Genomic DNA, 14,713 nt, shown 5'->3' with positions numbered 1-14,713 from the left:
CGGCCGGCACCGTCCCCGAGACCCGGCAGAGCTCACCCGATGGCCCGCAGGTTTTCCGCTCCCTATCAGTCGGAGCCCGTGTCCAGCCTCGCGAGCTGGGCGCGCAATCTGGCCGTGTTCGCCGTGGTGGCGGTGGTGGTCTCGACCATCATCGTCCGGTTCGGCTTCCTGGAGATGAAGCCTGCACTCGCGACCTTCTTCGGCGGGCTTGGGATTGCGGCGCTCTCGATCCTGTTCGGGCTCGCCGGCTTCGCCGCGATCTGGCAGAACGGCTCGCGCGGCATGGCGCGCATCCTGCTTGCGTTCCTGATCGACGGCGCGATCCTCGCCTATCCCGCTTATCTCGGCCTGCAATACCGCAAGCTGCCGGCGATCCACGATATCACCACCGACCCGATCGACCCGCCGCACTTCGACGCACTGGCCCGCCTGCGCACCGGCGATGGTGCCAACACCGCTGTGTATGCCGGCCTCTATTCGGCCGAGCAGCAGCGTCAATTCTATCCCGATATCGAGCCGATCGAGCTCGAGATTTCAGTCGACCGCGCCTATGCGATCGCGCTTCAGCTGGTCAACAAGCGCAAATGGTTGATCATCGACGAGCGCGCGCCGCAACCGCCGCGCCGCATCGGCCGCATCGAGGCGGTCGCGCGCTCGCCGATCATGGGGTTCCGCGAGGACGTCGCGATCCGCGTCGTACCCGACGGCGAGGATTCCCGCGTCGATATCCGCTCCGCCTCGCGCTATTTCGAGAGCGACCTCGGCAGCAACGCCGCGCGCGTGAAGAAATTCATCGACGACCTCAACACCGCCGCCGATGCCGACGCACTCAAGCCGGTGAAGAAGACCCCGGTGGCGCCGCCGAAGGCGCCGGCGAAGACGGTGAAGAAGTAGGGTTCTGTCATTCCGGGGCGACGCGAAGCGGCGAGCCCGGAATCCATCGGCCGCAGCATCCGCGGATAAATGGATTCCGGGTTCGCGCTAACGCGCGCCCCGGAATGACGAGAGACTAGCCCCCCATCCGATAGGTCCCGCCAATCACGGGATCGCCGTCCGTCGCCACCACGCCGCGGGCGACCAGGTCTTCCAGATGCGCCAGCACGGAGTAGCCCGCCGCGGTGGTGAGCCTCGGATCGATGCCGATATAGATCGCCCGGACCATGGTCGGGATGTCGGTCTCGCCCTTGGCAAGGCGGTGCAGGATGGAGGCCTCACGCGCCTTGCGGTGACGGATCAGGAAGCGCACGAAGCGCGGACCCTCCGGAATTTCAGGGCCGTGGCCGGAGAAATACACATCCTCCTCGCGCGCGGCGAGACGATCCAGCGATTCCATATAGTCGATCATCGAGCCGTCGGGTGGCGCCACGATCGAGGTCGACCACCCCATCACGTGATCGCCGACGAAGTTGAATTTCCGCCCGGGCCAGGCAAAGGCGAGGTGATTGGCGGTATGACCGGGTGTCGCCACGGCCTCGAGCCGCCAGCCGTTGCCTTCGACCACGTCGCCATGGGCGATCCTGATATCGGGCGCGAAGTCGCGGTCGGCGCCGGATTCCGGGTTGTGCTTCTCGCTCTCGAAGCGTGGGCGCGAGGCGCGGTGCGGGCCTTCGGCGTAAACTGGCGCGCCGGTCGCCCGCTTGATCCGCGCGGTGTTCGGCGAATGGTCGCGGTGGGTGTGGGTCACGAAGATATGGCTCACCGTCTCGCCGCTGACGGCATCGAGCAGCGCCGCCGCATGCGCCTCGTCGTCCGGACCGGGATCGATGATCGCGACGTTGCCTCGGCCCACGATGTAGCTGACCGTGCCGGTGAAAGTGAACGGGCTCGGATTGTTACAGAGCACGCGCCGCACGCCCGGGCGGACTTCCTCGACGATGCCGGGCTTCAGCGGAAAGTCGCGGTTGAACGGGACGTCGTCATTGTCGGACATGGCTTGCTCATACCTTCCTGACTTCGTCATGCCCGGCCTCGTGCCGGGCATCCACGTTCTTCCCGTGGTCTAAGACGTGGATGGCCGGGACAAGCCCGGCCATGACGCAATTGGAGAGTTCAGTCGCATCCCCCACTCGGGCGGTTTGCTCAGAAAAACGCCTGAATGCCCGTGATCGCGCGGCCCAGGATCAGGGCGTGGACGTCGTGGGTGCCCTCGTAGGTGTTGACGGTCTCGAGGTTATGGACGTGGCGCATCACGTGATACTCGATCGAGATGCCGTTGCCGCCGTGCATGTCGCGCGCGACGCGGGCGATGTCGAGCGCCTTGCCGCAATTGTTGCGCTTCATGATCGAGATCATCTCGGGCGCGAACTTGCCCTCGTCCATCAGGCGGCCGACGCGCAGCGAGCCCTGAAGGCCCAGCGCGATCTCGGTCTGCATGTCCGCGAGCTTCTTCTGCACGAGCTGGGTCGCAGCGAGCGGCTTGCCGAACTGCTTGCGGTCGAGCGTGTACTGGCGGGCGCGGTGCATGCAGTCCTCGGCCGCGCCGAGCACGCCCCAGGAAATGCCGTAGCGGGCGCGGTTGAGGCAGCCGAACGGGCCCTTCAGGCCGGAGACGTTGGGCAGCAGCGCGTCTTCCGGAACCACGACGCCGTCCATCACGACCTCGCCGGTGATGGAGGCGCGAAGCGACAGCTTGCCGCCGATCTTCGGTGCCGACAGGCCCTTCATGCCCTTCTCCAGCACGAAGCCGCGGATCTGGTTGTCGTGCGCGGCCGACTTGGCCCAGACCACGAACACGTCGGCGATCGGCGCGTTCGAGATCCACATCTTGCTGCCGGTCAGTCGATAGCCGTCCGACACCTTCTCGGCGCGGGTTTTCATGCCGGCCGGATCGGAGCCGGCGTCAGGCTCGGTCAGGCCGAAGCAGCCGACCCACTCGCCGCTGGCGAGCTTCGGCAGGTACTTCTTGCGCTGGTTCTCGTCGCCATAGGCGTAGATCGGATACATCACCAGCGAGGACTGCACCGAGTTCATCGAGCGGTAGCCGGAATCGACCCGCTCGATCTCGCGCGCGACGAGACCATAGGCGACATAGCCTGCATTGGCGCAGCCATATTCCTCCGGCAACGTGATGCCGATCAGGCCGAGTTCGCCCATCTCATTGAAGATCTCGCGATCCGTCTTCTCTTCGAGATAGGCCTTGGCGACGCGCGGCAGCAGCTTGTCCTGGGCGTAGGCGCGCGCGGTGTCGCGCACCATGCGCTCGTCTTCGGTGAGCTGCTCGTCGAGCAGGAACGGATCGTCCCACTGGAAAGAAGCCGAAGCCGGCTTGTCCTTGGCCTGAGGGCGCGCGGTCATGAAACGTCCTTTCGTCTGGTTCCGTCAAAATTTGCCCGACAACGTAAAGCGCCGCGGCAACAAGTGCAATTGCGTTGCAGATGATCGGGTCTGCGTGAATCCCGGGGACCCGCGAGGCGCCTCTGGGGATGCGCTTCGCGCACCCCGAGATGACAGCGCTAACTTTCGAGCAGCTCGTTGGCGACGATCTCGATGCCGAAGCCCGAAAGGCCCTTGTAGTCGTGCACCGAGGAGGTGAGATGCCGGATCGAGGTGACGCCGAGATCGCGCAGGATCTGTGCACCGACGCCGACTTCGCGCCACTGCCGGTTGCGGTCAGCCTCGGTCGCGCTCTCATCGGGCAGCGGCGCCACGGGGACACCGGCCGCGCCGTCGCGCAGATAGACCAGAACGCCACGGCCGGATTTCTTGAAGTGCTCGAGCACCGCCGCCATGCGCTTGTGGCCGGTGAAGATGTCCTTGACGATGTTCGGCTTGTGAAAGCGTGTCAGGACGTTCTTGCCGTCGCCGACGCCGTTGTAGACGAAGGCGACGTGAGCGATGGAATCGAACGGCGAGCGGTAGGCATAGCCCTGCAGCGGCCCGATCGGGCTTTCGGTGACGAAGGTCGAGACCCGCTCGATCAGCTTCTCGCGCACCTGGCGATAGGCGATCATGTCGGCGATGGTGACGTGCTTGAGCTTGTGCTGGGCGGCGAAGCGGGCGACCTGCTCGCCCTTCATCACGCTGCCGTCGTCGTTCATCAACTCGCTGATGACGCCGACCGGCGGCAGGCCGGAGAGCTTGCACAGGTCGACCGCGGCCTCGGTATGGCCGGAGCGCAGCAACACGCCGCCGTCCTTGGCGATCAGCGGGAAGATGTGGCCGGGACGGGCGAAGTCGTTGGCGCCGGCGTTGGGATTGGACAGCGCGCGGCAGCACGAGGCGCGCTCCTCGGCCGAGATGCCGGTGCCACCGTCGGGCTTGTAGTCGATCGAGACCGTGAATGCGGTGGTGTGCGCGGAATCGTTGTGGGCCACCATCGGATCGAGCCGCAGGCGGCGCGCATCTTCGGTCGTGATCGGCGCGCAAACGATGCCGGAGGTGTGGCGGATGATGAACGCCATCTTCTCGGCGGTGCAGAACGAGGCGGCGACGATCAGATCGCCCTCGCCCTCGCGATCATCGTCGTCGGTGACGACCACGAGCTCACCCCGGGCAAAGGCCTGCAAGACTTCCTGGACGTTATCCGGCATTTCCCAATCTCTGACGGTTATGGCCCGGAGGCTTAGCCGGACTTGGGCCGGGGCGCTAGTGTCCCCGGCGCAACCACATATGCCGGACCGCAGCCCTGCCCGACGGGCGGCTTGCACCGGGCATACCAGGGATATGGGCGCGGAGAAGCCCGGTGAGAAGCCGGCCGGGCGCGGTCAGGGCAGCACTTCGCGCCGCTCGCCGAGCCGCTGATCGAGCTCGGCACGCTTGTCGGCCAACAGGCCGGCTTGAGCGGCCTCGATCACCGTGAACAGCTCATGGGCGTCGCTGAGCCGGGTCACGGTGACATAGCTGGCGCCAGCGGCGTAGAGTTCGCCCACATCCGACAACAGATCGGCCGTGGCAATGATCATGGCGGTCGGGTTGAGGGTGCGGACATGGCGGACCAGCTTCTCGTTGCTGGCCCCCTTCAGAAGCGCATCCGGGACGCTGAGGATGATCATCTCGGACTTGCCGACGCCGGCATGGAGCAGCGTGTCGGCGCTGCTGATATCGCCATAGACCACGTGCAGGCCGCGCGAAAGCAGCGTCTGGTACACATTGGGATTGAAGTCGATTACGGTGATCTGCTCGAGCAGCACCGGTGCCTGCCGTTCGATCTCGGCCAGCAGCGCGCTCGCCGCACGGAAAAAGCCGAGGATGACGATGCGGCGGGCCTCGCCATGGCCTTCGTGCCCTTCCTCGCCATGACCGTTGCCGTGGTCGAGATCGCGCAGGCCAATCCGCTTCAGGGGGCCGATCGCCCAGCGGGTGATTTCGTCGCTGCGGGTCATCACAAAGGTCGAGAGCACCGCCAGCACCACGAAGGCGAAGGAGGCCGCATTCGCCGTCTCGGCTGCGATGTGGTGGTCGGCGACGCCGGTCTGGATCACCACCAGCGAGAACTCGGAGATCTGCGCGAGATTCAGGGCCGGCAACAGGCTGGCGCGCAGGCCCTGTTTCATCAGATAGAGGGGGGCGAAGGTGGTGACGAGGCGGCTCACCACCGTGAACGCCGCGATCATCAGGGCAAGCCCGATCACGGAGAGGCCGGGCACCGGAATGGTCATGCCGAGCGCGACGAAGAACAGCGTGATGAAGAAATCGCGAAGCGTGGTGACCTTGGCCGTGACGTCGAGCGCGTAGGGAAAGGTCGAGAGCGAGACGCCGGCGATCAGGGCGCCCATCTCGCGCGACAGCGACAGCCGCTCGGCGGTCTCGGCGACCAGGAAGCACCAGGCAAGCGCGCCGAGCAGGATCAGCTCGGGGCGGCGGGCGATCTGGTGAAACAGGCGCGGCAGCACGTAGCGGCTCAGCAGCAGGGCGGCGGCAACCAGCACCGCGACGCGGCCGATCGAGAGCAGGATGACGCTGATTTCCAGATTGGCAAGGCTCGGCTGCACCGCCAGAAACAGGATGGCGAAGATGTCTTGGAGCACCAGCACGCCGAGGGTGATGCGGCCCGGCAGCGTGTCGAGCTCGCGCTTCTCGTAGAGCACCTTGACGATGATGACGGTGCTCGACAGCGCGCAGGCGACACAGAGGTAAACCGCGTCGAACTGTCCGCCCCCGAGCGATAGGCCGATGCCGGCGAAGAACAGCACCCCGAGCACGCAGCCGCCGAGGAGCTGGCCGCCCGCCGCGAACAGGATGACCTTTCCGGCCCGCACGATCTTCTTCAGGTCGATCTCCAGGCCGATCATGAACAGCATGAAGATCAGGCCGAGCTCGGAGATGACGCTGATCGATTCCTGCGACTTGACCCAGCCGGCGCCAAATGGACCTATGCAGAACCCGGCGATAAGATAGGCCAGGATCAACGGTTGCCTGGAAAAGTGGGCAAGCAGGCCCAGCATCCAGGCAAACAGGATACAGAGAGTGATGTCGCGAATGAGCTCGTGCATGCCAGATTGGTCCGTTTTGCCGCACCCTAGTGATCGAGTGCGGCGCGGCAAGCGAGCAATTCGTCACATGCGGATGGGGCTCGCCATTGCAATGCTGCTATGCCCCCTCGCCTCCTCCGTACCGGCAGCCGCTCAATCCAAGGTCAATATCGAACAAAGCTTTGCCGATTCCCTCACCGCACTGCCGAAGGAAGACCTTGCCGTCTCCGGCGGCTTCTACGTGCCCGCCTATTCCAGCGTCGCGATGAGCCAGGGCAAACTGCGCGTCGACTTCTCGGTGACCTTGAGCGTGCACAACGCCTCCGAGACGCAAGCCCTGGTGGTCAAACGCATCGGCTATTTCGACACCGCAGGCAAGCAGGTCGAGAGCTATCTGAAGGCGCCCGTCGCGTTGAAGCCCCTCGCCACCGTCTCGATCTTCATTCCGACCGACGACGTACGCGGCGGGACCGGAGCCAACTTTCTCGTCGATTGGGCTGCAACAAGCGAGATCGCCGAGCCTGCTGTCGAGGCCTTGATGGTTGGCGGCGTCGCCAATGCGCATTACGCTTTCATCAGCCAGGGCCGTCCGACCCGGACGGTCGGCAAGAAGTAAGCAAGAAGCACGACTGACCGGCGCAAGGCCGGCAGCCTGACAAGAAAGAATAGAACGAGGAACGCCCCCATGACGTCCAGCTTCGATTTTGCGCCCCTGTTTCCCGCAGGGCTGCCGGCCCCCTCTGCGCGCTGGACGGGCCTCGCCAAATACAGCTTTGTCGGCGGCAACAACGACTCCGAGCAACTGCCGCTCGATCATCTGATCGAGGCGGCTAACCTCGCTCTGCAACGCGAAGGCCGCTCGCTTGCCACTTACGGGCTGGCACATGGTCCCCAGGGCTATCTGCCCTTGCGCGAATTCCTGGTGACGAAACTCAAGCGCGATGCCGGCATCAACTGCACGGTCGACGATCTCCTGATCGTCTCCGGCTCGCTGCAGGCGCTCGACCTCGTCAACGCCACGCTGCTGACGCGCGGCGATACCGTGATCTTCGAGCAGGATAGCTATCAGGGCTCGCTGACCCGTTTGGCCCGGCTCGGAGTAAACGTGGTTGGCATTCCCCTCGACAAGGACGGCATGCGCATGGACGTGCTGGCCACGACGCTGGCCGACCTCAAGGGCCGCGGCATCCGGCCGAAATACATCTACACCATTCCGACCGTGCAGAACCCGACCGGCAGCATCATGCCGGAGGGCCGCCGCACGGAGTTGGTGCGGCTGTCAGCAGACTATGGCGTGCCGATCTTCGAGGACGATTGCTATGCCGATCTGGTCTGGTCAGGACAGCGGCCGCCGGCGATCCATGCGATGAGCCCGAACGGCGGCGTGATCCATATCGGCTCGTTCTCAAAGTCGATCGCGCCCGCGCTGCGCGTCGGCTTCATCGTCGCGCCCTGGGATGTGATGTCGCGGATGCTGGCGCTGAAGACGGACGCCGGCTCCGGCGCGCTGGAGCAGATGGTGCTCGCTGCCTATTGCAAGCCGCATTTCTCGACCCACGTGCCGGCGCTGACGAAGGCACTGCGCACCAAGCTCGACACGCTGATGGAAGCCGTCAACGAGCAGTTCGGGACGGCAGCCGAGTTCGAGGAGCCGAAGGGCGGCATCTTCCTGTGGGTCAAGCTGCCCGATCAGGTTGATACGCTGAAGCTGTATCAGGCCGCGCTTGCCGCCGGCGTCTCGATCAATCCGGGGCCGGAATGGTCGACCGACAAGAACCATTCCAGATCGCGACTGCGGCTGTGCTTTGCGAGCCCCTCGCATCAGCAGATCCGCGAGGGCGTCGCCGTGCTGGCCGAGATCTGCCGCAACGAGTTCGGCGTGCCGGCCCGCAGCGCCAATGTGGAGAAGGCGTGAGTGTGAGGGCGACGCCTTATGCCGCGACGTGAAACTCCACGTTGACCTGGCCGCTGCCGGATGACGGAAAGTACTCGCAGAGCTGCTCGGCCCTGTCATGGTATTCGTACCAGCCAAGCGCGGCGAACAGCATGATGGTGTCGGCCATACCGCCCTCGCCGTTGCACTTGGTTGCGTAATCCGGAAGCATGTCGAGGAATTCGCGGTAGCGACGGCTCTGCCAGAGCTCGAGCACGCGGAGGTCGACCTGGCGATTGAACTCGCTGGCAACGCTCGTCCACGCCTCAGGGCCCAGCTTCTTGTTGGGCCAGAGCCGATGTGAGAGTGAGCCGCTGGCCAGGATCGCAACCCGTTCGCCGGATTTGTCGACGGCACGGCGCGTCGCCTCGCCGAGGGTGCGGCTTTCCTCGAACGACGTGAACAGCGGCGAGGCAACCGAAACCACCCTCGCGAAGCCGTCCGGGTTCATGTAGTGCATCGGCACGATCGTGCCGTATTCAAGCCCGAGGCTCGGTACCTGATGCGCGTTGACATCGAGACCTGCAACGCCGGCTTCGGCGGCGATTGCTTCGGCGAGTCTCGTGTCGCCCGGCAGATCATAGCTCAGATCCTGAATCATGTGCGGCGCCTCGTGACTGGTGAACGAGGCGCGATGCCGCGCGTTAGCGTTGATGTGATAGCCAAAATTGGAGAGCCAGTGGGTGTCGAACACCACGAAAGTGGTGACGCCGCGCGATCTCGCCCGCCGCCCGAGCTCGCGCAAGGAGTCCACGGCCGCCTCGCGCGCCGAGCGCAAGTGACTGCCGGGCTTTTCCGAGAGCATCAGCGATGGGACATGCGTGACCTTGGCTGCCAATACGAGTTGCCCCATCGCGCTCACCTCAAGCGTCAGGCCACTTGCGGCTGGCTGCCGTGGATCGCAGAGGCCAGCCGCAGCAGCAGCACGATCGAGACGTTGCCCTTGCCGGCCTCGATCTGGGCGATGTAGCGCTCGGAAATCCCGGAGCGGCGGGCCAGCTCCCGCCGCGACAGGTCGCAGCGCATGCGCGAGGACCTCAGGCGGTCGCCCAACTCGGCCAGAAACGCGGTCTCGGAATAAGGCGGCACGGCACAGCTCCCCGGCAGCACCTCGCCCGCGAAATCCCTGACTTGATTCAGCATCGGTCTATCCAATCTCGCCTTCGGGAGCGCCATCCTACGGGTGAAACGGGCGGCCTCATTGACGCGGATCAAATTCGCGCGCGAATGGCGGTCAGCGTGGACGATCGCGCGCGGGATGCTACACTTCGGAATTGTTTGCAGATGGGGCCTTTCAGGACATGGGACGTTGTTTGAGCCGCTCGATCGCGGCAGCAGTGCTGTGGGTTGCGTTCACGCCCGCGGCCGGTGCCGAGTCGCTTGCGGCGACCGTCGAGCAATGGGGCTTGCTCGGCTCATGGGCGATCGACTGCGCGGTCCGGCCCGACCGCGACAAGGGCGCGCTCTTGACCTACGAGATCCGGAAGGACGGAAGGGTGATGTACCGGCGCAATTTCGGCGAGGCCAAGGACGAAAACGAAGTGGTATCGGCGATGGTCAACGCCGACGGCATGCTCAATGTGATGGTGTACTTCCCCGTGCTGCAACAGACCCGCGAGTTCGGTCTGCTACTCTCGAAGCAAGGTAGCTTGCGCGCAATCTACAATCGCAGTGAGCGCGGCGAGTACACGATCAGGGACGGCAAATACGTCGCGACAGGCGCGCCAACACCCGCACAACAGCGCTGCGATTAACCCACCTGAACAGGCGTTCAGAATTCTCCTGCGATTCCTCCGGAACGTTCACGCGAATGCGCCGTTTAGATTTGCATTCCATTGGAGGAGGACATCATGAAGAAGTTTGGTTATGTGCTTGCCGCTGTCGGCGCGCTCGCGGTTGCACTGCCGACGCTCGCCAGCGCGGAGACGGTGGTGATCAAGCGCGGAGGTCATCATCACGGCATGTATGGCGCCCGCGCCGAATACGGCATGCATCGCGATCACGGCTGGCATCGCGGCTGGCACCATCGCGACCGGGTCGTCGTGATCAAGCGTGGTCACCGCCATCATTGGGACTAATGCGCAACGCAATATGGAGATGGCCCCTCACGGGGCCATCTCTTTGCGTGTACGAAACGTTCGGCGAGGTCAGTCCCACGCCGGCGCAAAGCCGGGATTGACGCAGCGCCTGTCCTTCGGCAGCGCGGCGATTTTGTTGCGGTCGGCGTCGTCGAGCGTGATCTTCAGCGCGTCGAGATTGGCCTGCTGGCTCTCTCGGCGCGAGGCCTTCGGGATCGCGGCGACACCGTTTTGGTCGAGCAGCCATTTCAGCGCGACCTGCGCGGCGGTTGCATTGTGCTTGGCGCCGATCTCGGCCAGTACCGGATCGGAGGCAACGCGCCCCTGTGCCAACGGGCAATAGGCGACCAGCGGGATCGATTTGGCGTTGAGATAAGCCAGCACCTTCGATTGATCGAGCATGGCGTGATATTCGATCTGATTGCAGGCGATCGGCGCCTTGATGTCCTCGACCGCGATCTTGAGCAGCGCCGTGGTGAAGTTGGCGACGCCGATCGCCCGCGTGCGCCCTTCCTGCTTCAGCTGCATCAACGTCTCGAACACCGCACCCCAGTTCGCAGTCTTGGACGGCCAGTGCACGAGATAGAGATCGACATGGTCGAGCCCGAGCTTCTTGAGGCTGGCGTCGAAAGCGCGGCGAATGGCGTCGGGGCTGAGGTTCTCGTGCCAGACCTTGGTCGTGACGTGCAGCTCGCCCCGCGGCAGCCGGGCCGCGGCGAGCGCCGCGCCGATCGATTCTTCGTTGCCGTACATCTCGGCGGTATCGATATGGCGATAGCCGATCGACAGGGCGCTCTCGACCGCCGCGCGGCAGGCATCGCCCTGCATGCGGAAGGTCCCGAGGCCGAGCTTGGGCATGCTGATGCCCTGTGTCTTGAGATTGTCCATGAAAAGGCTCCTGACATCGTTCAGCCCGCCGGAGGCCAGCAGCGATGCTGCGTGAGCAGACTCTTCGGGGATGGAAAAGAGGTGGCGGGAACGGACAGCTTAGCGCGGCAGGCGCACGGCGGCCAATCAAGATCGGGTTAGCGTCCCTCAGGAATGCTGCGCCACCACGGCTGGACGCGCCTGCGGCTGCGGCTCGATATCGACCGACCAGAGGTCCCGATTGTCGACGTCCTTCAGCGTCACGGTCATCACGCCGGTCCGGCCATCGATGTCGACCTTGCCGAAGAACTGCAGTCCGAAACAAGGCGCGAGGTTCTCGCCCTGCGCATCACTGCACCCGTTCTGGTACATCGCGACCGGACCAAAGGTGTCGTCGAGCTCGCCCGGGCCCCAGGTGCCGGCATGCAAGGGCCCCGAGACGAACTCCCAGAACGGGTCGAAGTCGCTAAATTGCGCCCTGTTCGGATCGTAATGGTGCGCGGCGGTGTAATGCATGTCGGCGGTGAGCCAGACGATGTTGCGGATTCCGGCGCGCTTGATGGACGCGAGAAGGTCGGCGATCTCGTGCTCGCGCCGGTCGGGCGGCCCATTGCCGAGCGCAACCGCATCGAGGCTGACCAGGCCGATCGGCAGGTCGGCCGCGATCACCTTCCAGGTCGCGCGCGAGGCCGCGAGCTCACGCTTCAGCCAGGCGAGCTGTTCGGCGCCCAGGATCCAGCCGCGGTGATCGCCGCCCTTGTTCCAGCTGTCGTCGCGATAGCTGCGCATGTCGATCATGAAGACATCAAGCAAAGGACCATAGGCGATCTTGCGATAGACCCGCCCCTTACGCGCTCCGATGTCGCGGATCGGCATGAAGTCGAAGAAGGCACGGCGGGCGCGCGCGACCAGGCGGGGCGTGCCGTCATCCTCATGGCCGGCGGCGTCATAGCTGCCGGTCGGCGACCAGTCGTTGGTGACCTCGTGGTCATCCCATTGCGCGAACATCGGCACCTCGGCGTGGAAGGCGCGGAAGTGCTGGTCGAGATGGTTGTATTTGTAATTGCCGCGGAACTGCGCCAGCGTGTGCGCGACCTCGGATTTCTCCTCGGTCACGATGTTGCGCCAGATCTCGCCGTTCGGCAGCTTCTGCTCGGAGGGGATCGTGCAGTCGGCGTAAATGTGATCGCCGGAGTGGATGAAGAAGTCCGGGCGATTGTCGTGCATGGTGCGATAGCTGCGGTAGCCGCCGCGCGATGTGTCGATGCCCCAGCCCTGCCCCGCGGTATCGCCGGACCACAGGAACGAGATCGACCGGCCGGCACCCGGCGCAGTGCGGAAATGGCCAATGCGGCTTTCGCCGGCGATGCCGGTCGCGATGTCGTCGAAGCGCACGCGATAGAAGATGTCCTGCCCGGGAGGCAGATCATTCAGCAGCAGCTTTGAGGCGAAGTCGGCTTCGGGCAACGCATCGCGCGAAGCCGACGCGATGACGGTCTTGAAGCTTTCCACGGTCGAATAGTCCACCTGCATCCGCGCCGGCCGGTCGGCGCGCGCCCAGATCACGGCGGAGCCATCCGAGACGTCGCCGGACTGGATGCCGCCTGCGATCTGCGGACGATCCGCGGCGCGGCTGAGATGTGGCGTTGCGAGCGCGGCAACGGCGAGGCTCGAGGTGGAACGGACCAGGAATTGCCGCCGGGTCCAGGCGCGCGAGGCGCGGAGCGCTACCATTCAGGAAACCTTCGTCGAATCGCGACGGAAGGTGCCTGCGTCGTTTGACCCCCGGCTTACGGTTTCTTGACCGCGGGTCTACGGTTTTGCGACATGCGGATGACGGCTCGGAACTAAGCTAATGCTTCCAGTTGCAGATGCCCCCGCTGCGACACGGCCAGGTCTGGATGCGGGTGTCCATCGCCTGCGCGTCGAGCGGATTGCCGTGGCGATGCGCGAGCTTGGTGCGTGCCGCGCCGCGCGGCTGCGCGGGCTTGGCGTGCGCAACCTTCGGCTCCGACACGCGCACGCGTTCGGCGGCGACTTTCTTCGGCACGTCGACCGGCACGGCGCGCGCCTGCGCCTCGTTGCCGCCGCGCGCCTCCAGAGCGACCGGCGCGAATTGGGTTTCGGGCCCGAGCCGCTTCGGCGACAACACTGCCTTCGAAAGATCGAGGCCGAAATATTCGCTGGGCTTGTAGTCGTCAGCGCGCGCGACGCCGCCCCATGCCAGCATGAGGGCAACGGTAATTGCAAAAGGAGCGCTCTTTGGAATCACGGACGCCTCCTGAAATAGATTGTTAAGAGGTAATTTACCTCTATTTAGGAGGCGTCGCGCGCAATTCCAGCCGTCAACTGCCGCCGTGGTTAAGAAGTTTGGCGGTGTCAGGCGACTTTTCGCGGTGCACCCGTCCCTTCGAGAAACCCCATCAGACGGGTACGGATGATGGTTTCCGCCTCGGTCATGATCCTGTCGACGAGTTCCTTGCAGGTGGGGATGTCGTGGATGAGGCCTGCGACCATGCCGCAGCTCCACGCGCCCGCGTCCATCTGCCCGTCCAGCATGATCCTGGGATAGACGCCCGCGACCTGGTCGTGGATGTCGTCGATCTTCAGTCTGTCGCCCTTCTCGCGTTCGATCTCGAGCAGGCGGTCGACATTGGCGTTCTTCAGCACGCGCTCGGTATTGCGCAGGCTCCGCATGATCAGGCGGGTGTCGAGCTCGGTCGCGGCGACCAGCGCGTTCTTGACGTTCTGATGCACCGGGGCTTCCTTGGTGGCGATGAAGCGCGTGCCCATGTTCATGCCGGCCGCCCCCAGCGACAGCGCCGCGACGAGGCTGCGCCCGTCGGCCATGCCGCCGGACGCGACGAACGGGATCTTCAATTCCTCCGCCGCGCGCGGCAGCAGAATCATGTTGGGAATGTCGTCCTCGCCCGGATGGCCGCCGCACTCAAAGCCGTCAACGCTGACGGCGTCGCATCCGATGCGCTCGGCTTTCAGGGAGTGGCGCACCGAGGTGCATTTGTGGATGACCTTGATCCCGGCAGCCTTCAGCGCGGGCATGTAGGCTTCCGGGCTGCGGCCCGCGGTCTCCACGGACTTGATGCCGCCTTCGACGATGGCCGCGATGTATTCCGGATAAGGCGGCGTGGCGAAGGTCGGCAGGAAAGTGAGGTTCACGCCGAACGGCTTGTCGGTCATGTCGCGGCAGCGCGCGATCTCTTTTGCCAGCAGCTCCGGCGTCTTCTGCGTGAGACCGGTGATGATGCCGAGCCCGCCGGCATTGGAGACGGCAGCCGCCAGCTCGGCAAAGCCGACGAAATGCATGCCGCCCTGGATGATGGGGTGCTCGATGCCGAACAGTTCGGTGATCGCGGTCTTCACTTAAATTACCTCCCGGGCTTTTGCTTGGTGTGTTCGGACCAGTC

15 protein-coding genes are annotated in these 14,713 nt (G+C 64.7%); 5 read left to right on the top strand and 10 right to left on the bottom strand.

The window, feature by feature from the left end:
* Positions 1–39 precede the first annotated feature (39 nt).
* Complete coding sequence (locus AC0L2J_RS11405) at positions 40–894, top strand: DUF1499 domain-containing protein (RefSeq protein WP_473389566.1); 855 nt, start codon at positions 40–42, stop codon at positions 892–894.
* Positions 895–1,009: 115 nt separating this feature from the next.
* Here AC0L2J_RS11405 and AC0L2J_RS11400 read toward each other — a convergent pair whose 3' ends face one another.
* The 4 genes from AC0L2J_RS11400 to AC0L2J_RS11385 form a co-directional block, all read right to left on the bottom strand.
* The gene (locus tag AC0L2J_RS11400) at positions 1,010–1,930 is read right to left on the bottom strand and encodes an MBL fold metallo-hydrolase (protein ID WP_473389562.1); all 921 of its coding nucleotides are present in this window, start codon (positions 1,928–1,930) and stop codon (positions 1,010–1,012) included.
* Positions 1,931–2,079: 149 nt separating this feature from the next.
* Complete coding sequence (locus AC0L2J_RS11395; protein WP_007594720.1) at positions 2,080–3,294, bottom strand: acyl-CoA dehydrogenase; 1,215 nt, start codon at positions 3,292–3,294, stop codon at positions 2,080–2,082.
* Between the two features lie 158 nt (positions 3,295–3,452).
* On the bottom strand, positions 3,453–4,529 hold the full coding sequence (gene ribB / locus AC0L2J_RS11390; RefSeq protein ID WP_007607359.1) for a 3,4-dihydroxy-2-butanone-4-phosphate synthase: 1,077 nt from the start codon (positions 4,527–4,529) through the stop codon (positions 3,453–3,455).
* Between the two features lie 174 nt (positions 4,530–4,703).
* On the bottom strand, positions 4,704–6,431 hold the full coding sequence (locus AC0L2J_RS11385) for a cation:proton antiporter domain-containing protein (RefSeq protein WP_473389559.1): 1,728 nt from the start codon (positions 6,429–6,431) through the stop codon (positions 4,704–4,706).
* 67 nt (positions 6,432–6,498) lie between these two features.
* Between AC0L2J_RS11385 and AC0L2J_RS11380 the strand changes: the two genes are divergently transcribed.
* A complete protein-coding gene (locus tag AC0L2J_RS11380) occupies positions 6,499–7,026 on the top strand; it encodes a DUF3124 domain-containing protein (RefSeq protein ID WP_473389556.1) in 528 nt (175 codons plus the stop codon).
* A gap of 69 nt (positions 7,027–7,095) precedes the next feature.
* Positions 7,096–8,325 (top strand): aminotransferase-like domain-containing protein, encoded by a 1,230-nt coding sequence (locus AC0L2J_RS11375; protein WP_473389552.1) that lies wholly within the window; start codon positions 7,096–7,098, stop codon positions 8,323–8,325.
* 16 nt (positions 8,326–8,341) lie between these two features.
* Here AC0L2J_RS11375 and hpaD read toward each other — a convergent pair whose 3' ends face one another.
* Together hpaD and AC0L2J_RS11365 are read right to left on the bottom strand one after the other, a co-directional pair.
* Positions 8,342–9,196 carry a 3,4-dihydroxyphenylacetate 2,3-dioxygenase gene (gene hpaD / locus AC0L2J_RS11370; protein ID WP_473389548.1) on the bottom strand — a complete coding sequence of 285 codons (855 nt, stop codon included), beginning with the start codon at positions 9,194–9,196 and terminating at the stop codon, positions 8,342–8,344.
* Positions 9,197–9,213: 17 nt separating this feature from the next.
* Positions 9,214–9,486, bottom strand: coding sequence for a helix-turn-helix domain-containing protein (locus AC0L2J_RS11365; RefSeq protein WP_007607351.1), 273 nt, complete (start codon positions 9,484–9,486; stop codon positions 9,214–9,216).
* A gap of 158 nt (positions 9,487–9,644) precedes the next feature.
* Between AC0L2J_RS11365 and AC0L2J_RS11360 the strand changes: the two genes are divergently transcribed.
* Positions 9,645–10,097: a hypothetical protein gene (locus AC0L2J_RS11360; RefSeq protein WP_473389543.1), complete on the top strand. Its 453-nt coding sequence runs from the start codon at positions 9,645–9,647 to the stop codon at positions 10,095–10,097.
* Between the two features lie 96 nt (positions 10,098–10,193).
* Positions 10,194–10,421, top strand: coding sequence for a hypothetical protein (locus tag AC0L2J_RS11355; protein ID WP_007607347.1), 228 nt, complete (start codon positions 10,194–10,196; stop codon positions 10,419–10,421).
* A gap of 69 nt (positions 10,422–10,490) precedes the next feature.
* Here the strand turns inward: AC0L2J_RS11355 and AC0L2J_RS11350 are convergent, their stop codons facing one another.
* The 4 genes from AC0L2J_RS11350 to AC0L2J_RS11335 form a co-directional block, all read right to left on the bottom strand.
* Complete coding sequence (locus AC0L2J_RS11350) at positions 10,491–11,309, bottom strand: aldo/keto reductase (protein WP_473389539.1); 819 nt, start codon at positions 11,307–11,309, stop codon at positions 10,491–10,493.
* 147 nt (positions 11,310–11,456) lie between these two features.
* Positions 11,457–13,022: an alkaline phosphatase D family protein gene (locus AC0L2J_RS11345; protein WP_473389535.1), complete on the bottom strand. Its 1,566-nt coding sequence runs from the start codon at positions 13,020–13,022 to the stop codon at positions 11,457–11,459.
* Positions 13,023–13,140: 118 nt separating this feature from the next.
* Complete coding sequence (locus AC0L2J_RS11340) at positions 13,141–13,560, bottom strand: hypothetical protein (protein ID WP_473389530.1); 420 nt, start codon at positions 13,558–13,560, stop codon at positions 13,141–13,143.
* Between the two features lie 107 nt (positions 13,561–13,667).
* The gene (locus tag AC0L2J_RS11335; RefSeq protein WP_007607341.1) at positions 13,668–14,669 is read right to left on the bottom strand and encodes an NAD(P)H-dependent flavin oxidoreductase; all 1,002 of its coding nucleotides are present in this window, start codon (positions 14,667–14,669) and stop codon (positions 13,668–13,670) included.
* Positions 14,670–14,713: the final 44 nt, after the last annotated feature.

It is taken from the genome of Bradyrhizobium sp. MV1.5 (genome assembly GCF_055807615.1).
The sequence above is the reverse complement of the archived record's forward strand: the minus strand, read 5'-3'. Positions and strand labels throughout refer to the sequence as shown.